General features: G+C 68.0%; 18 protein-coding genes and 1 riboswitch. Of the genes, 2 read left to right on the top strand and 16 right to left on the bottom strand.

From position 1 onward, the window contains the following. Positions 1 to 87: 87 nt before the first annotated feature. From hisD to HAV18_RS37205, 16 genes are all read right to left on the bottom strand, one after another. Complete coding sequence (hisD, locus tag HAV18_RS37130) at positions 88 to 1404, bottom strand: histidinol dehydrogenase (RefSeq protein ID WP_166965687.1); 1317 nt, start codon at positions 1402 to 1404, stop codon at positions 88 to 90. Between the two features lie 24 nt (positions 1405 to 1428). Next, on the bottom strand, positions 1429 to 2082 hold the full coding sequence (gene hisG / locus HAV18_RS37135) for an ATP phosphoribosyltransferase (protein ID WP_011350725.1): 654 nt from the start codon (positions 2080 to 2082) through the stop codon (positions 1429 to 1431). Next, on the bottom strand, positions 2079 to 3428 hold the full coding sequence (gene murA, locus HAV18_RS37140) for a UDP-N-acetylglucosamine 1-carboxyvinyltransferase (protein WP_166965689.1): 1350 nt from the start codon (positions 3426 to 3428) through the stop codon (positions 2079 to 2081). The genes hisG and murA overlap by 4 nt, the downstream gene beginning before the upstream one ends. A gap of 14 nt (positions 3429 to 3442) precedes the next feature. Next, entirely contained in the window at positions 3443 to 3682 is a 240-nt protein-coding gene (locus HAV18_RS37145) for a BolA family protein (protein WP_006477131.1), read from the bottom strand. Between the two features lie 56 nt (positions 3683 to 3738). Beyond that, complete coding sequence (locus HAV18_RS37150; RefSeq protein WP_243771842.1) at positions 3739 to 4578, bottom strand: ABC transporter permease; 840 nt, start codon at positions 4576 to 4578, stop codon at positions 3739 to 3741. Beyond that, on the bottom strand, positions 4575 to 5501 hold the full coding sequence (locus HAV18_RS37155; RefSeq protein WP_011350722.1) for an ABC transporter ATP-binding protein: 927 nt from the start codon (positions 5499 to 5501) through the stop codon (positions 4575 to 4577). The genes HAV18_RS37150 and HAV18_RS37155 overlap by 4 nt, the downstream gene beginning before the upstream one ends. A 192-nt stretch (positions 5502 to 5693) precedes the next feature. Next, positions 5694 to 5969, bottom strand: coding sequence for a lipid asymmetry maintenance protein MlaB (locus tag HAV18_RS37160; RefSeq protein WP_085042787.1), 276 nt, complete (start codon positions 5967 to 5969; stop codon positions 5694 to 5696). Next, on the bottom strand, positions 5966 to 6595 hold the full coding sequence (locus HAV18_RS37165) for a phospholipid-binding protein MlaC (protein ID WP_166965691.1): 630 nt from the start codon (positions 6593 to 6595) through the stop codon (positions 5966 to 5968). Before HAV18_RS37165 ends, HAV18_RS37160 begins: the two co-directional genes overlap by 4 nt. 111 nt (positions 6596 to 6706) lie before the next feature. Then, positions 6707 to 7663, bottom strand: coding sequence for a VacJ family lipoprotein (locus HAV18_RS37170; RefSeq protein WP_166965711.1), 957 nt, complete (start codon positions 7661 to 7663; stop codon positions 6707 to 6709). Between the two features lie 31 nt (positions 7664 to 7694). After that, positions 7695 to 8255, bottom strand: a complete 561-nt coding sequence (gene mlaD, locus HAV18_RS37175) for an outer membrane lipid asymmetry maintenance protein MlaD (RefSeq protein WP_166965693.1) — start codon at positions 8253 to 8255, stop codon at positions 7695 to 7697. A gap of 24 nt (positions 8256 to 8279) precedes the next feature. Continuing rightward, complete coding sequence (gene mlaE, locus HAV18_RS37180) at positions 8280 to 9047, bottom strand: lipid asymmetry maintenance ABC transporter permease subunit MlaE (protein WP_006486220.1); 768 nt, start codon at positions 9045 to 9047, stop codon at positions 8280 to 8282. After that, entirely contained in the window at positions 9044 to 9865 is an 822-nt protein-coding gene (locus HAV18_RS37185) for an ABC transporter ATP-binding protein (protein WP_006477138.1), read from the bottom strand. Before HAV18_RS37185 ends, mlaE begins: the two co-directional genes overlap by 4 nt. An 84-nt stretch (positions 9866 to 9949) precedes the next feature. Then, positions 9950 to 11074: a thiamine phosphate synthase gene (gene thiE, locus HAV18_RS37190; RefSeq protein WP_166965695.1), complete on the bottom strand. Its 1125-nt coding sequence runs from the start codon at positions 11072 to 11074 to the stop codon at positions 9950 to 9952. Further along, positions 11071 to 11886 carry a thiazole synthase gene (locus HAV18_RS37195; protein WP_011350714.1) on the bottom strand — a complete coding sequence of 272 codons (816 nt, stop codon included), beginning with the start codon at positions 11884 to 11886 and terminating at the stop codon, positions 11071 to 11073. The genes thiE and HAV18_RS37195 overlap by 4 nt, the downstream gene beginning before the upstream one ends. A gap of 38 nt (positions 11887 to 11924) precedes the next feature. Further along, positions 11925 to 12122 carry a sulfur carrier protein ThiS gene (gene thiS, locus HAV18_RS37200; RefSeq protein ID WP_011350713.1) on the bottom strand — a complete coding sequence of 66 codons (198 nt, stop codon included), beginning with the start codon at positions 12120 to 12122 and terminating at the stop codon, positions 11925 to 11927. Between the two features lie 32 nt (positions 12123 to 12154). After that, complete coding sequence (locus tag HAV18_RS37205; RefSeq protein ID WP_166965697.1) at positions 12155 to 13291, bottom strand: FAD-dependent oxidoreductase; 1137 nt, start codon at positions 13289 to 13291, stop codon at positions 12155 to 12157. Between the two features lie 226 nt (positions 13292 to 13517). Continuing rightward, a riboswitch (TPP riboswitch) is annotated at positions 13518 to 13641 on the bottom strand. A gap of 269 nt (positions 13642 to 13910) precedes the next feature. On the opposite strand from HAV18_RS37205, the gene HAV18_RS37210 reads away from it, so the two are divergent. Both HAV18_RS37210 and HAV18_RS37215 read left to right on the top strand, forming a co-directional pair. After that, positions 13911 to 15680, top strand: coding sequence for an ABC transporter ATP-binding protein/permease (locus HAV18_RS37210; protein ID WP_166965699.1), 1770 nt, complete (start codon positions 13911 to 13913; stop codon positions 15678 to 15680). After that, entirely contained in the window at positions 15677 to 16453 is a 777-nt protein-coding gene (locus tag HAV18_RS37215; RefSeq protein ID WP_166965701.1) for an SDR family oxidoreductase, read from the top strand. The genes HAV18_RS37210 and HAV18_RS37215 overlap by 4 nt, the downstream gene beginning before the upstream one ends. The last annotated feature ends 162 nt before the right edge of the window (positions 16454 to 16615 follow it).

Raw genomic sequence — 16615 nt, forward strand, 5'->3', positions numbered from 1 at the left:
GCCCTGCACAGGTGTCTCCGGCCCCGGCCTTCGGGGTGCAGGCCGGGCGGCCCATCAGCGCGTGCCCCGGCCCCGTGCTGCGTGCGCTCAGCTCTTCATCCGGAACTCGGCGCTCTTCGCGTGCGCCTGCAGCCCCTCGCCGTACGCGAGTTCGGATGCGATTTCGCCGAGTGTCTGCGCGCCTTCGGCGCTGACCTCGATCAGGCTCGAGCGCTTGATGAAGTCGTACACGCCGAGCGGCGACGAGAAACGCGCGGTGCGCGACGTCGGCAGCACGTGGTTCGGGCCCGCGCAGTAGTCGCCGAGGCTCTCGCTCGTGTAGCGACCAAGGAAGATCGCGCCCGCGTGGCGGATCTGCTTGCCCCATTGCTGCGGCTCCAGCGCCGAGATTTCGAGGTGCTCGGGCGCGATGTCGTTCGCGATCCGGCATGCCTCGGCCATGTCGCGCACCTTGATCAGCGCGCCGCGGCCCTCGAGCGACGCACGGATCACATCCTGGCGCGGCATAGACGGCAGCAGCTCGTTGATCGCCTTCTCGACGCGCTCGAGGAACGCACCGTCCGGGCACAGCAGGATCGACTGCGCGAGCTCGTCGTGCTCGGCCTGCGAGAAGAGATCCATCGCAACCCAGTTCGGATCGGTCGTGCCGTCGCACAGCACGAGGATTTCCGACGGCCCGGCGATCATGTCGATGCCGACCGTGCCGAACACGCGGCGCTTCGCCGACGCGACATACGCATTGCCGGGGCCGCAGATCTTGTCGACGGCCGGCACCGTCGCCGTGCCGTACGCGAGCGCGCCGACTGCCTGCGCGCCGCCGATCGTGAACACGCGATCGACGCCGCCGAGCAGCGCCGCGGCGAGCACCAGGTCGTTCTTCACGCCGTCCGGCGTCGGCACGACCATCACGATCTCGCCGACGCCCGCGACGCGCGCGGGAATCGCGTTCATCAGCACCGACGACGGGTACGCGGCCTTGCCGCCCGGCACGTACAGGCCGACGCGATCGAGCGGCGTGACCTTCTGGCCGAGCACCGTGCCGTCGCTTTCCGTGTATTGCCAGCTATGCGTCCCGCACTCGATCTTCTGCTTCTCGTGGTACGCGCGCACCCGCGCAGCCGCCGCTTCCAGCGCCGCGCGCGCCTTCGGCGCGAGGCTGTCGAGCGCCGTCTGCAGCGCGTCCTGCGGCAGCTCCAGCGCGGCGACGCTGTTCGCGCTCAGCCGGTCGAAGCGGTTCGTGTACTCGAGCACCGCGGCGTCGCCGCGCGACTTCACGTCGGCGAGGATCTGCGTGACCGATTGCTCGATCGCCGCGTCTTCGCTCGCCTCGAATGCGAGCAGCGTGCGCAGCGCGGCGCCGAAGCCTTCGCTCGTCGAATCGAGCTTGCGGATGGTGATGGCCATGGGAGTTCCGTTACGGTGATGCGCTCAACCGCCATTCTGCGACGCGCGTTCGAACGCGTCGAGGATCGGCTTGAGTGCCGTGCGCTTCAACTTCAGCGCAGCCTGGTTCACGACGAGGCGCGACGAGATCGCCATGATCTCCTCGACCTCGACCAGATTGTTCGCCTTCAGCGTGCCGCCCGAGCTGACGAGGTCGACGATCGCGTCGGCCAGCCCGACCAGCGGCGCGAGTTCCATCGAGCCGTACAGCTTGATCAGGTCGACGTGCACGCCTTTCGCGGCAAAGTGTTCGCGCGCCGTTTCGACGTACTTCGTCGCGACGCGCAACCGCGCGCCCTGGCGCACGGCGCTCGCGTAGTCGAAGCCGGCCGACACGGCCACCGACATCCGGCAGCGTGCAATGTTCAGATCGATCGGCTGGTACAGGCCCGAGCCGCCGTGCTCGACCAGCACGTCCTTGCCGGCCACGCCGAAGTCGGCCGCGCCGTATTCGACATAGGTCGGCACGTCGCTCGCGCGCACGATGATCACGCGCAGGTCCGGGTTCGTCGTCGGCAGGATCAGCTTGCGCGACGTTTCCGGATCCTCGGTCACCTGCACGCCGGCCGCGGCCAGCAGCGGCAGGGTTTCCTCGAAAATCCGGCCCTTCGACAGGGCGAGGGTCAGCGGCGCGGTCATGCTTGGCTCCCGGAAAGGCGGCGCACGTTCGCGCCGACGGCGGTCAGTTTGGCTTCCATGCGGTCGTAGCCGCGGTCCAGGTGATAGATGCGGTCGACGAGCGTTTCGCCATCGGCACGCAACCCGGCGATCACGAGGCTCGCCGACGCACGCAGGTCGGTCGCCATCACGTTCGCGCCAGACAGCTTCTCGACGCCCGTCACGAGCGCGGTGTTGCCGTCGATCGTGATGTTCGCGCCGAGCCGGTTCAGCTCCTGCACGTGCATGAAACGGTTCTCGAAAATGGTTTCGACGACTTGCGCGGTGCCCGTCGCGACCGTATTGAGGGCCATGAACTGCGCCTGCATGTCGGTCGGGAACGCCGGGTATTCCGACGTGCGGATCGTGACCGCCGACGGCCGGCGATCCATCTTCACGCGCAGCCAGCTGTCGCCTTCCTCGATCGACACGCCGGCTTCGCGCAGCTTGTCGATCACCGCGTCGAGGATGGACGGGCGCACGCCCGTCAGCCTCACGTCGCCGCCCGCCGCCGCGACCGCGCACAGGAACGTGCCGGCCTCGATACGGTCGGGGATCACCGAATGACGCGCGCCGTGCAGCCGCTCGACGCCCTGGATCACGAGGCGATCGGTGCCGATGCCGTCGATTTTCGCGCCCATCGCGACCAGCAAGTGTGCGAGATCGCTCACTTCCGGCTCGCGCGCGGCGTTTTCGATCACCGTCTCGCCGTCGGCGAGCGTCGCGGCCATCAGCAGGTTCTCCGTGCCCGTCACCGTGATCATGTCGGTCACGATGCGTGCGCCCTTCAGGCGCTTCGCGCGGGCTTCGATGAAGCCGTGCTCGATGCTGATCTCGGCCCCCATCGCCTGCAGGCCCTTGATGTGCTGGTCGACCGGACGCGCGCCGATCGCGCAGCCGCCCGGCAGCGACACCTTCGCCTCGCCGAAACGCGCGAGCAGCGGCCCGAGCACGAGGATCGATGCGCGCATCGTCTTCACGAGTTCGTACGGCGCCACGAGGTTGTCGACGCGCGACGCGTCGAGCTGCACGCGGCAGCCGTCGGTCTCGCTCTTCACGCCCATCTGGTTCAGCACCTTCAGCGTGGTGCGCACGTCCTTGAGATTCGGCACGTTGTCGAGATCGACCGGATCGGCGGTGAGCAGCCCCGCGCACAGGATCGGCAGCGCGGCATTCTTCGCACCCGACACGACGATCTCGCCCGACAGGCGATGGCCGCCTTCGATCACGAGCTTGTCCATCCCATGGCCATGCGATTCCCCGTTGGCGGCCGGGTGTGCCGTGGCGACGCTCTGGACGGCGTCGCGCTCGTTGACGGTGACTTGCACTCAGTGAGTTCCGGTTATGCGTTCTGCCATTCGGCGGGCGTCAGCGTCTTCATGCTGAGCGCGTGAATTTCCTGCTTCATGCGATCGCCGAGCGCCGCGTAGACGAGCTGGTGCCGCTGGATCGGGCGCTTGCCTTCGAAGGCCGCCGACACGATCGTCGCGAAGAAATGCTGGCCGTCGCCTTCGACTTCCAGATGCGTGCAGGCGAGACCGCCGGCGATGTATTGCTTGACCTGTTCGGGAGTCGGCAACATGGTGTAAGGCTCCTGTCGGCGCGCGCCGCCCGGATGGCGGCCGCTGCCTGTCGATATCAATGACGCAGTTTGTAGCCGGTCGCGAGCAGCCGCATCGCGATCAGCGCGAGCAGCACGAAGAAACCGGTGACGATCGCGAGGCTCGCGAACGGGTTGATGTCGGACGCGCCGAAGAACCCGAAACGGAAGCCGTCGATCATGTAGAAAAACGGATTGAGACGCGAGATCTCGCGCCACACGGGCGGCAGCGAGTGCGTCGAATAGAACACGCCGGACAGGAACGTCAGCGGCATGATCAGGAAGTTCTGGAACGCCGCGAGCTGGTCGAACTTCTCGGCCCAGATCCCGGCGATCAGGCCGAGCGTGCCGAGGATCGCCGAGCCGAGCAGCGCGAACGCAATGATGAACAGCGGCGCCGCGAAATGCATCGGGATAAACCAGATCGTCACGACGAACACGCCCGTGCCGACCGCGAGGCCGCGCACCACGGACGCGAGCACGTATGCGCCGAAGATGTCGCGGTACGACAGCGGCGGCAGCAGCATGAACACGAGGTTGCCGGTGATCTTCGACTGGATCAGCGACGACGAGCTGTTCGCGAACGCGTTCTGCAACACGCTCATCATCACGAGGCCCGGTACGAGAAAGCTCACGTACTCGACGCCCGGATAGACCTCGACGCGGCCCGACAGCGCGTGGCCGAAGATCGTCAGGTACAGCAGCGCCGTGACGATCGGTGCGCACACCGTCTGGAACGACACCTTCCAGAAACGCAGCAGTTCCTTGTAGAACAGTGTTTGAAAACCGCTTCCCGGCACTCGCCGGGCCGCCCCAAGAGTGCCGGGCGCCCCCTCGGGGGGCAGCGAACGAAGTTCGCGTGGGGGTTGTTGATTCATGCCAATCCCTCGATGACGTCTGCCCCGTTCATCACCTGGACGAACACATCTTCGAGGTCGGCCTTGCGGACCTCGATCTCGTCGAACGTGCAACCCGCCGCGCGGCATTGCGCGAGGATCCGCTCGACATCGTCGTAGCTCGTCAGGCGCAGCAGGTGCTCGCCCGGCGCGCGGGCGGCCGGATCGGACTCCAGCCCGCGCAGCTCGGACGGCAGCGCGCCGGTCGCGAGCCGCAGGTACAGCTGCAGCCCCGCGAAGCGGCGCAACAGCGCGTCGGTGCGGTCGAGCGCGACCACTTCGCCACGGCGCAGCATCGCGATGCGGTCGCACAGCGACTCGGCTTCCTCGAGGTAGTGGGTGGTCAGCACGATCGTGTGGCCTTCGCGGTTCAGGCGCGAGATGAATTTCCACAGCGTCTGGCGCAATTCGACGTCGACGCCGGCGGTCGGTTCGTCGAGCACGATCACGGGCGGCCGGTGCACGAGCGCCTGCGCGACCAGCACGCGGCGCTTCATCCCGCCCGACAGCGCACGCATGTTCGCGTCGGCCTTCTCGGTGAGGTCGAGATTGGCCATCACTTCGTCGATCCAGTCGTCGTTGCGGCGCAGCCCGAAATAGCCGGACTGGATCCGCAGCGTCTCGCGGACGGTGAAGAACGGATCGAACACGAGTTCCTGCGGCACGACGCCGAGCGCGCGGCGCGCACCACGGAAGTCCTTGACGACATCGTGGCCGCGCACCGAGATACTGCCTTCGTCGGCCCGGGCGAGCCCGGCGAGGATACTGATGAGCGTGGTCTTGCCTGCGCCGTTGGGGCCGAGCAGACCGAAAAACTCGCCTTCCTCGACCGACAGGCTGACGCCCTTGAGCGCCTGAAGCGATTTGTAGCGCTTCTTGACGTGACGGATTTCTATGGCTGACATGACTGTGCGCGACGCAAGGGCCGCGACGCCTATTCTGTGCTTGCTGCGAATGAAAATGGGGGCCGGACGCCGATTGGCTGCCCCGCAAAACGCTTGATTATAGGGCAAACCGGCTGGTGGAGCCGGTGCCGGAGGCACGCGGCCTGAAGCGTGCGCGCGCCGGCTGGCGCGGCAGGCTCCGGTCGGACAGGGTCAATGTCGCCCGGTGCCTTCGATGAGCGCGTCGACGCCGTAGGCGCGCGCGAGGCTGGCGAGCTTCGGGGGGAGATTGAGGATGTCGAGGGTCGCGCCGCGCGTTTTGGCGGCACGTTGCCATGCGAGCAGCACGGCGAGCGCGGACGAGTCGAACTGCGTCAGCGCCGCGCAATCGACGGCGGTCGCGCCCGCGCCGATGCGCGCAAGACCGTCCGCGAGCGCGGACTTTGCGCTCGCGACGGTCAGCGAGGAGCCGGCTTCGAAGCCGCTCACGACGCTTGCTTGCCGGCGGCAAGTTGCTGGTTGCGCTGCGTGAGGAACTGGATCAGGCCGTCCACGCCGCTTTGCTGGATCTTCTCGTTGAACTGCTGCTGGTACGTCTGGATCAGCCATGCGCCGAGCACGTTCAGGTCATACACCTTCCAGCCGCTTGCCGACTTGTACAGGCGGTAATCGATCTGGACCGGCTGGCCGTTGTTCATCGCGACCGTCTTGACCACGACATCGGTATCGGCCGGATCGGCACGGAACGGCGGGTACTGGATCTGCTGGTCCGGCTTCAGCTGCGCCAGCGCGCCCGAATACGTGCGGATCAGCAGCAGCTTGAACTGCTCCTGAACCTGCTGCTGCTGCTCGGCCGTTGCCGCGCGCCAGTTGCGGCCCATCGCGAGCTGCGTGGTGCGGCGGAAATCGGTGTACGGCAGGATGTCCTTGTTGACGATCGTGATGATGCGGTTGGTATCACCCTGCTTGATCGTCTGTGCCTTGACTTCGTCGAGCACCTGCTGCGTCGCCGTCTTGATCAGCGCCTGCGGGTTCGACTGGTCGACTTGCGCGTGGGCTGCGCTGCCGAACGAGAACAGCGCCGCGAAAACGGGGATCAGGAACAGTTTTTTCATCATAGTGACCTGCATGAATGAGTCGATGCGGAGGTTGGAGCAGGTAGCTTACGCGCAAGTTCGCGCACGCTACCCACTGAATCGTTTCCGGCTGTAACGAATGTAAATCCGTCAGTGCAGACGAATGCTCGGGAAGCGGAACCCGCCCGGCGACGGCGGTGCCACCTGCATCGGCGGCACGGTCGTTTCGCTGGCCGGGTTCGGCGATCCGGCCGTGCCCGAAGCCGGTGCGGCCACCGCCGCGCCCGATGCGCCTGCCGGCGCCGTCGCACCGCCCACCGCTGCCGCGCCCGCCGTACCGGCTGCCGCCGGTGCCGCGCCGTCATCCGGCAGGTCGTACTTCGGCAGCGCGTCGTTGCTCGACGTCGCGGCCGCCTCGCCGCGCGCATTGCTGATCAGCATCTGGCGACGCTGCAGGTACGCGTTACGCACGAACGAATACTTGTCGAGTGCGGCGGCATCCAGCACGTCGCCCGCGCCGAGCAGGTTCGAACGCGTGTTGACGAGGTTGACGCCGAACAGGCCCCAGCTCACGCCATCCGGCTTCACGTAGGTGAGCGGGTTGCCGACGTAGTCGACGCCCAGGCCGGCCGTGTCGCGCAGCGTGCTCGGGCCGAGCAGCGGCAGCACGAGATACGGGCCCGACGGCATGCCGTAGCGGCCCATCGTGATCCCGAAGTCGGCCGTGTGCTTCGGCAGCTTCGCGATCGTCGCGACGTCGAACAGGCCGCCGACGCCGAACACCGTGTTGATCACGACGCGCATGATGTCGCCGACGCCGTCCGCGATCCGCAGCTGCACGATGTTGTTCGCCGCGATGTAGACGTCGCCGATGTTCGAGAAGAAGTTCGTCACGCTGTCGCGCACCGGCTGCGGCACCACGTACTGGTAGCCCTTCGCGACCGGCTTCAGCGCGTACGTGTCGACCGTGTCGTTGAACTTGTACATCGTCCGGTTGAAGCCTTCGAGCGGATCGCCCTTCGTCGGCGTCTGCACGGTCGCGCAGCCGCTCAACGCGGCGACTGCCGCTACCGCCAGCGCGGCGTGCCTGATGCGGATCGTCTGCATGGTCATTACCCTCTTCTTTTCTCTCGTCTGGTTATTGGGCCGCCGAACCGGATGCGGCGGACACCGCCGATGCCGGAACCGCCACCGGTGCCGGCGCGGCCGGTGCACCGGCTGCCGGCTTCGCACCGCCCGCATCGGCGGCCTTGCTGTACAGGAACTGGCCGATCAGGTTCTCGAGCACGATCGCCGATTGCGTCATCGTGATCGTATCGCCCGTCTTCAGCATTTCGGTGTCACCGCCCGGATCGACGCCGATATATTGCTCGCCGAGCAGGCCCGACGTCAGGATCTTCGCCGACGAATCCTTCGGGAACTGATACTGGCCGTCGATATCGATCGTGACAAGTGCCTGGTACGTGTTCGTGTCGAAACCGATCGTCTTTACGCGGCCAACCACGACGCCCGCACTCTTCACGGCCGCGCGCGGCTTCAGCCCGCCGATATTGTCGAATTTCATCTTCACCGAATAGGTCGGCTGAAACGACAGCGAGCTCATGTTGCCGACCTTCAGCGCCAGGAACAGCACCGCAAGGAAGCCCACCACCACGAACAGGCCGACCCAGAAGTCGAGAGCAGTCTTTTTCATCGTCATTCCAAAATTTGGCTTGGCTGAGGCTTAGCTGAACATCAGCGCGGTCAGCAGGAAATCGAGGCCGAGTACGGCGAGCGACGCGAACACGACCGTCTTGGTGGTCGCGCGCGACACGCCTTCGGGCGTGGGCTTCGCTTCATACCCCTGATACAGCGCAATGAAGGTCACGGCGAACCCGAACACGATGCTCTTGATCACGCCGTTGCCGACGTCGGCCCAGACCTGGACCCCGCCCTGCATCTGCGACCAGAACGCACCCGGGTCGACGCCGATCAGCACGACGCCGACGAAGTAACCGCCGAGCACGCCGACCGCGTTGAAGATTGCTGCCAGGAGCGGCATCGCGATGATGCCCGCCCACATGCGCGGCGCGATCACGTTCTTGATCGGGTCCACCGCCATCATTTCGAGCGCGGTGAGCTGCTCGCCGGCTTTCATCAGACCGATCTCGGCCGTGAGCGACGTGCCCGCGCGGCCCGCGAACAGCAGCGCGGTGACGACCGGCCCCAGCTCGCGCACGAGCGACAGCGCGACCAGCAGGCCGAGCGCCTGCTCGGAACCGTAGCGGTTCAGCGTGTAATACCCCTGCAGGCCGAGCACGAAGCCGACGAACAGCCCCGACACGGCGATGATCACGAACGAATAGTTGCCGAGGAAGTGGATCTGCTTCGTGACCAGCCGCGGCCGGCGCAGCAGCGGGAAGAATTCCAGCACGAGGCGCACGAACAGCCGCGTGCCGTAGCCCGCGCGCTCGAGGCCGCCGATGACGTAACGTCCGATCGCGCTGATCATGCGCGCCCTCCGCCGAGCCCGAAATCCGCTGCGAGCGGCGGGCTCGTGTAATGAAATTTGAACGGGCCGTCCGGTGCGCCGTCGATGAACTGCCGCACGCTCGGATCGGTCGACGCACGCAGCTCGTCGGGCGTACCCTGCGCGAGCACGCCGCCGTTGGCCAGGAAATACACGTAGTCGGCGATCGCGAACGATTCGGGCACGTCGTGCGTGACGAGGATAGACGTCGCGCCCAGCGCCTGGTTCAGCGTGCGGATCAGGTTCGCGGTGATGCCGAGCGAGATCGGGTCGAGGCCCGCGAACGGCTCGTCGTACATGATGAGCTGCGGATCGAGCGCGATCGCACGCGCCAGCGCGATGCGGCGCGCCATCCCGCCCGACACCTCGGACGGCATCAGGTCGCGTGCGCCGCGCAGCCCGACCGCGTTGAGCTTCATCAGCACGAGGTCGCGGATCAGGTCTTCGGGCAGGTCGGTATGCTCGCGCAGCGCGAACGCGACGTTCTCGAACACCGACATGTCGGTGAACAACGCACCGAACTGGAACAGCATGCCCATCTTGCGGCGCAGCGCGTACAGGCCGTCGCGCGTTTGCGCGCCGACATCGGCGCCGTCGAACAGCACCTGGCCGCGGCGCGCGCGCACGAGGCCGCCGATCAGGCGCAGCACGGTCGTCTTGCCGCAACCCGACCCGCCCATGACCGCAACAACCTGCCCACGCCCGAAGCGCAAGTTCAGGTTGGACAGGACGAGGCGGTCGCCGTAGCCAAAGTCGACGTCGCGAAGTTCCAGCAGTGTCTCGGTAGGAGTGGGGCTCACGGAGCTGACAGTCCTTATACGCAGAACGCCGAATTATAGGGCCTGCATTGGAATGATGTCGTGACGCCGTTCCGGGCCCTGCGGTCAATGATTGTCAAATTGTCCGCGAAAACATTGCTGCAATGCAACAACGGCGGCCCGGTAGTCAGGTGCACCCGTCACCGCACTGACCACCGCGACACTGCCGACGCCCGTCGCCAGCACGGCCGGCAGCGCGTCGAGCCCCACCCCGCCGATCGCGACGAGCGGCGCCCGCGCGCCCGCGAAGCGCGCATAACGGGCAATCCGCGCAAGGCCCTGCGGCGGCGCGGCAACGGCCTTGGTCGCGGTCGCGTACACGGGGCCGAGCGCGAGGTAGCTCGGGCGCTCGTGCAGCGCCCGCAACATTTCGTAATAACCATGGCTCGAAAGTCCGAGCCGCAGGCCCGCGCGTGCGATCGCGGCCAGATCGGCCGTTTCGAGGTCTTCCTGGCCCAGATGCACGCCGTACGCCCCCTCTTCTGCAGCGATCTGCCAGTGATCGTTGATGAACACGCGCGCATCGGGATGCCGGCGCCCGGCCGCAACCGCGCGCGCGATTTCCCGCCGCAACGTGTCCGGCGTCGCGCCTTTCACGCGCAGCTGCACGGTCCGCACACCGCAATCGAGCACGCGCTCGACCCATTCGGCGTCCGGCACGACCGGATAGAGGCCGAGTTGCGCGGGGCACGGCGCGAACGCAGGTTCGGGCGCGGCCGGCAGCCCGGCGACACGCGGGAACCGCGCGGCGTCGACCGGCCACGCATCGGCTGCGCGCGTTTCGTCGCCGTCCCGCCAGGCCAGCGCCAGCACCAGCGCGTCGACCGGTGCAAAGCCGCAATCGAGGAACGCGGCGAGCGCGACAATCCAGTCGTCCGCGAGCGGATGCGCGGCGTCGAGCGCGTAGCGCGCGCCTGCCGCGTGCAGCACCGCGCCCTGCTCGTCGAATTCGATCGCGACCGCGCCCGGCGCCGCCGGCCGCGACGCGGCCGACGCGCGCGCCTGCGCGGCGCGGTCGCCGGCCGATACGATCAGCACGTCGCCGTCAGCCGGCGCGTCGGGTACCGCGACACAAAGCCGCCACGGCGCCGCGCCGCCCGGCCAGTCGCCCAGGCGAGCGCGAATCCGTTCGGCCGCTTCGGCCAGCTCGTCGGCCGGCGGCCAGAATGCATCGGCGAAACGCGCGCTCATGCGCCGCCCCCGTCCTGGTGCCAGAACGGCATCCCGACGACCGGCGTGCTCGCGTGCGCGGTCTCGCGCGCGTCCATCGGCCCGGCGAGATACGCGGCGCGGCCGGCCTCGACGCCCTGCGCAAACGCGCGCGCCATGATCTCGGGGTGCGTGGCCTGCGACACGGCGGTGTTCAGCAATACGCCGTCGAAGCCCCACTCCATCACCTGGCACGCGTGCGACGGCACGCCGAGCCCCGCGTCGACGATCAGCGGCACGTCGGGCAGCCGCTCGCGCAGCACGCGCAGGCCGTACGGGTTCACGACCCCCTTGCCCGTACCGATCGGCGCGCCCCACGGCATCAGCGCCTCGCAGCCGACGTCGAGCAGGCGCCGGCCGATCACCAGATCCTCGGTGCAGTACGGCAGCACCTTGAAACCGTCCTTGACCAGTTGCGCGGCCGCTTCGATCAGGCCGACCGGGTCGGGCTGCAGCGTGTAGTCGTCGCCGATCAGTTCGAGCTTGATCCAGTCGGTGCCGAACACCTCTCGCGCCATGTGCGCGGTCGTCACGGCTTCGGCAACGGTCTGGCAGCCGGCCGTGTTCGGCAGCAGCGGCACCGCGTGGCGCTTGAGCAGGTCGAAGAAGCCGGCTTCGGCCGTGCCGCCCGTCATCTGGCGGCGCAGCGCGACCGTCACCATCCCCGGGCGCGACGCGGCGATCGAATCGGACAGCGACTGCAGCGACGGATAGCGCGACGTGCCGATCAGCACGCGGCTTGCGAAAGTTTCGCCGTACAGCGTCAACGCGTCGGCGGAGGTGAGGGACGTCATGTCGTTTTCCTGAAAGAGCGGGGACGAACCGGCGGCGCTCAGCCGCCCGCGACGGGGTGCACGACGTCGAGCTTGTCGCCCGCCGCGAGTGCGCGCGCCGCGTGCTGCGTGCGCGCGACGAAGTTGCCGTTCAGCGCGACCGCGTACGGCGGACGTGCGCCGTACGCGGCGAGCGCGTCGGCCACCGTTGCGCCGTCAGGCAACGTCAGGTTCTGTTGGTTGATCTGGATATCCATGAGGCTTCGTCGAATTCGGTCGGCGGTGCGCGTCAGGCCGGCTGGCGCACGTCGTTGCGGTGATGAAGGAGCGTCGGCCAGCGCGCGGCGTCGCGCCACGCGGCGAACGCGTCGACATCGCCGAACGCGCCGTCGAGCGCGGCTTCGGCGAGCGCGACCGCCGCGTGCGCGACTTCCGGCGCGATCATGAAGCCGTGCCGGTACAGGCCGTTGACGGCGAGCGTCGACGCGCCGTCCCAGATCACCGCCGGGCGATGATCGGGCAGCGTCGGCCGGCACTGCGCATTGAGCTCGAGGATGCGCGCCTCGCCGAACGCCGGATGCACGGAAAACGCCGCGCTCAGCAGTTCGAGCGCGGAGCGCACGCTGACGGGCGACATGTCCTCCCCTTCCACCTCGGTCGCGCCGATCACATAGAGATCGTCCTGCTTCGGCGCGATGTACAACGGATAGCGCGGATGCAGCAGCCGCACGGGCCGGGTGAGCCCGATGCCGGGCGCGCGCACGCGCGCGACTTCGCCACGGATGCCGCGCAACGCGGGCAGCGCGGATTTCGCGCCAAGCCCGCGGCAATCGATCGTGAAATGCGCGGCGGGCAGGTTCGCATCGTCGATCGTGACGTGCCAGTGCAGGTCGACGCCGCGCTCGGCGAGGCCGGTCGCGAGCGCGCGCAGCGCCTGGCGATTGTCGAGCTGGCCTTCGTTCGGCAGCAGCAGGCCGCGCGCGAAGCGGCCCGCGAGCACCGGCTCGGCCGCGTCGACCTGCGCGCCGGCGAGCGTCACGAAACCGCTGTCGAACAGGTCGGCCGGCACGTTCGCGCGCACGCGCCGCTCGAACAACGGCGCCTCCGCGCGATCCGCGTGATGCCAGACGACGAGCGTGCCGTGATGCTGGAAGAAGACGGGTTCGGGCAGTTCCGCGAGCCACTGCGGCCAGCGCGCGAGCGACGCGGCACCGAGCTCTGTGATCAGCAGCTCGGCGCTCGCCGCTTCCGCGAGCGGCGCGAGCATCGCGGCCGCGATCCATGCGGCCGACTGCTCGCCGTCCGGGCCGCCGCGCTCGTAAAGCGCGACGCGATGCCCGTCGCCCGCGAGCCGCCATGCGATCAGGCGGCCGACGAGGCCGCCGCCGAGCACTGCGAAATCGGGTCGAGTATCCCGGGCGTTCATCGCGCACCCTCCGTGCGGGCACGCTCGACGAGCGTCGACGCAAACGCGCCGCCGCGTGCGAACGCACGCGACGTCGGGCCGGGAACCATGCAAAAGACTGAAGATTGTGCGGTCATCATTCCTTCCGTAACGCGCAAAAGCGCGTACCCAAAAGGACGAAACCGGCAGCAAAGGCCGGCCGGGCGGGACTCGGGCGCTGACCATGTGGGATGGCAGCCAGCGCGACCCGGCGGGATCAGAAACTTCCCTCGCCGGTATTACCCGGATCGGGTGCGAAGGGTCTTTCTCAGCCTCATCGCGCTGCCCGGAACATCTGCCGGCCGCGCCACGAAGCACCCCTGTTTCGTCGTCGGCCATTAGACCATAAAAGCGGAAAGCGCCGCAAACTGTCCCCCTTGCGGCAAATTCGCCGTCGTGCCGCGCCGCTCTGGCACAATGCCCGCAGGCCGGCCGCGCGAGCGGCCGGTTGCCGCGTCACCGCCGGCCTTAAGTGCCGTTTAAGACGCGCGGGCGACCATCCGGACGCCCGCCGTCAGTCGGCGCCGCGTCCCGGCATGCCGTATCGCGGCGCGCGCCCGGCTTCGCCCGGCCCGCGCGCCGGCTACTCATCAGGAAGCACATGACCCAATCGATCGATCCCGTCCGCTCCGCCTCCGACGCGCCGCAGGACGAGCGCCCGGTATCCGCATGGAGCCTCATCAAGCCCTACTGGGTATCGTCCGAATGGAAATTCGCGTGGGGTCTGCTGGTCGCGATCATCGCGATCAACCTCTGTGTGGTCTGGATCAACGTCCGGCTGAACAAGTGGAACGCCGAGTTCTACAACGCGCTGCAGTCGAAGGACGTCCACGACTTCCCGAACCTGCTGATGCAGTTCTCCGCGCTCGCGTTCGCATTCATCATCCTCGCCGTGTACGGCCGCTACTTGCGGCAGATGCTCGGTTTCCGCTGGCGCCAGTGGCTCACCGACCGCTTTCTCGGCCAGTGGCTCGGCGATCGCGCGTTCTACCGGATCGAGCGTGACCGTCTCGCCGACAACCCCGACCAGCGGATCACCGACGATCTTCAGTCGTTCGCGACCACGACGCTCGCGCTGTCGCTCGACCTGCTGTCGACGGTCGTCACGCTCGTGTCGTTCATCACGATCCTGTGGTCGCTCGCCGGCGCGCTGACGTTCACGCTCGGCGCGACGCCGGTCTCGATTCCCGGCTACATGGTGTGGGCGGCCGCGCTGTACGCGGTGGTCGGCTCGCTGATCATCCAGAAGGTCGGCCATCCGCTCGTGTCGATCAACTACCAGCAGCAGCGCGTCGAGGCCGACTTCCGCTTCGGACTGATCCGGGTGCGCGAGAACGCCGAGCAGATCGCGTTCTACGAAGGCGAGAAGACCGAGACCGGCAACGCGCAAACCCTCTTCATGCGCATCCGCGACAACTGGTGGCGCGTGATGAAGTACACGAAGCGGCTCACGTTCGTGCTGAGCTTCTACGGGCAGATCGCGATCATCTTCCCGCTCGTCGTCGCCGCGCCGCGCTATTTCGCGGGCGCGTTCTCGTTCGGCGTGCTGATGCAGATCTCGTCCGCGTTCGGCACCGTCAGCGATTCGTTCTCGTGGTTCATCAACAGTTACTCGACCCTCGTCGAATGGCGCGCCACCGTCAACCGTCTGCGCGAATTCAAGCGCGTGATGGGCACGTCGCACCTGAAGGAAAGCCTGTCGCCCGCGACCGAGCATGGCGGCATCAACCTGCACTATGTCGATGCGGCGAAGCTGTCGACGTCGTCGCTCAAGCTCGCGCTGCCGAACGGCAACGCGCTCGCGAACATCGGCAGCATCACGATCGAGCCCGGCTCGCGCTGGCTCGTGATCGGCAAGTCGGGTTCCGGCAAGAGCACGTTCATGCGTGCGCTTGCGGGCCTGTGGCCGTTCGGGGACGGCGCGATCGACGCGCCCGTCGGCGCGCGGATGATGTTCGTGCCGCAAACGAGCTATCTGCCGATCGGCACGCTGAAGGCCGCGCTCACCTATCCGGCGACACCCGACGCGTTCAGCGACGATGCGTGTCGCGACGCGTTGCGCGCGTGCCGCCTCGAGGATTACGTCGAGCGCCTCGACGAGAACGCGCACTGGACCCGCGTGCTGTCGCCGGGCGAACAGCAGCGCCTGGCCGGCGCGCGCGTGCTGCTGCACAAGCCCGACTTCCTGTTCCTCGACGAAGCGACGAGCGCGCTCGACGCCGACAACGAGGCACGCCTGTACCACCTGTTCGCCGAACGGTTGCCGAAGGCCGCGATCGTCAGCATCGCGCACCGCGAATCGCTGGCCGCGTTCCACGTCGGCACGATCAACGTCGAGCGCGTGAACGCCGGCGACAAGGTCGCGGCGTGAACAAACGCGCCGCGCACATCGCGCGGGTCGCGCTGATCACCGGCGCCGGTTCGGGGATCGGTGCGGCACTCGCGCGGCGGCTCGCGGCGCCCGGCATCGCATTGGCGCTACACGCGCGCGGCGCGGACGAAGCGGCACGCGCCCGGCTCGCCGAAGTTGCCCATGCGTGCACGGCGGCCGGCGCGGAGTGCGTCACGCTCACCGGCGATCTCGGCGAGCCCGGCGTCGCCGCCTCGCTCGTCGATGCGGCCGCCACGCGCTTCGGCGGGCTCGATCATCTCGTCGCCAACGCCGGCTTCGCCGCACGGCAATCCTTTTCCGGTCTTTCCGCGGACGCGCTCGCGTCCGCCTTCGCGGCGATGCCCGGCGCATTCTCGGCGCTCGCGGGCCGCGCGCGGCCGCTGCTCGAGGCGTCGGCCGCGCCGCGGATCGTCGCGGTCAGTTCGTTCGTCGCGCACCGCTACCGCGCCGACGCGCCGTTCGCGGCCACCGCTGCGGCGAAGGCCGCGCTCGAATCGCTCGTGCGCACCGCCGCCGCCGAATTCGCCGCGCGCGGCATCACCGTCAACGCGGTCGCGCCGGGCTTCACGCGCAAGGACCATGGGCCGAGCGCGGGCAACGCCGCCGCGTGGGCGCAGGCCGAACAGGCGACACCGCTCGGCCGGATCGCCGAACCCGACGACGTCGCCGCGCTGATCGCGTTCCTGCTGTCGGACGCCGCGCGACAGATTACCGGCCAGGTCGTTCATGTCGACGGCGGCCTGACGCTCTGAATCGAGCGCCTACGCGCCGTGCAGGCGCGCGTGACGTCGTTGCCGCCGAAGTTTGCGTGGCACTCGAGCGCGATCGACGATCACGTGTTCCCGGAACACCCGTCGTTCCACGCCCCCTCATCACCCCCATCACCCTCGTCACCCCCATCACCCTCGTCACCC

Origin of the sequence: Burkholderia sp. D-99 (assembly GCF_011605345.1) — a bacterium.
GTDB lineage: Bacteria > Pseudomonadota > Gammaproteobacteria > Burkholderiales > Burkholderiaceae > Burkholderia.

Coding starts and splice junctions, on each gene's coding strand:
- HAV18_RS37195 (WP_011350714.1), bottom strand. CDS start 11,886: ATGACGTCCCTCACCTCCGCCGACGCGTTGACGCTGTACGGCGAAACT.
- thiS (WP_011350713.1), bottom strand. CDS start 12,122: ATGGATATCCAGATCAACCAACAGAACCTGACGTTGCCTGACGGCGCA.
- HAV18_RS37150 (WP_243771842.1), bottom strand. CDS start 4,578: ATGAATCAACAACCCCCACGCGAACTTCGTTCGCTGCCCCCCGAGGGG.
- thiE (WP_166965695.1), bottom strand. CDS start 11,074: ATGAGCGCGCGTTTCGCCGATGCATTCTGGCCGCCGGCCGACGAGCTG.
- HAV18_RS37205 (WP_166965697.1), bottom strand. CDS start 13,291: ATGAACGCCCGGGATACTCGACCCGATTTCGCAGTGCTCGGCGGCGGC.
- mlaD (WP_166965693.1), bottom strand. CDS start 8,255: ATGACGATGAAAAAGACTGCTCTCGACTTCTGGGTCGGCCTGTTCGTG.
- HAV18_RS37170 (WP_166965711.1), bottom strand. CDS start 7,663: ATGCAGACGATCCGCATCAGGCACGCCGCGCTGGCGGTAGCGGCAGTC.
- HAV18_RS37210 (WP_166965699.1), top strand. CDS start 13,911: ATGACCCAATCGATCGATCCCGTCCGCTCCGCCTCCGACGCGCCGCAG.
- HAV18_RS37145 (WP_006477131.1), bottom strand. CDS start 3,682: ATGTTGCCGACTCCCGAACAGGTCAAGCAATACATCGCCGGCGGTCTC.
- HAV18_RS37155 (WP_011350722.1), bottom strand. CDS start 5,501: ATGTCAGCCATAGAAATCCGTCACGTCAAGAAGCGCTACAAATCGCTT.
- HAV18_RS37165 (WP_166965691.1), bottom strand. CDS start 6,595: ATGAAAAAACTGTTCCTGATCCCCGTTTTCGCGGCGCTGTTCTCGTTC.
- mlaE (WP_006486220.1), bottom strand. CDS start 9,047: ATGATCAGCGCGATCGGACGTTACGTCATCGGCGGCCTCGAGCGCGCG.
- hisD (WP_166965687.1), bottom strand. CDS start 1,404: ATGGCCATCACCATCCGCAAGCTCGATTCGACGAGCGAAGGCTTCGGC.
- hisG (WP_011350725.1), bottom strand. CDS start 2,082: ATGACCGCGCCGCTGACCCTCGCCCTGTCGAAGGGCCGGATTTTCGAG.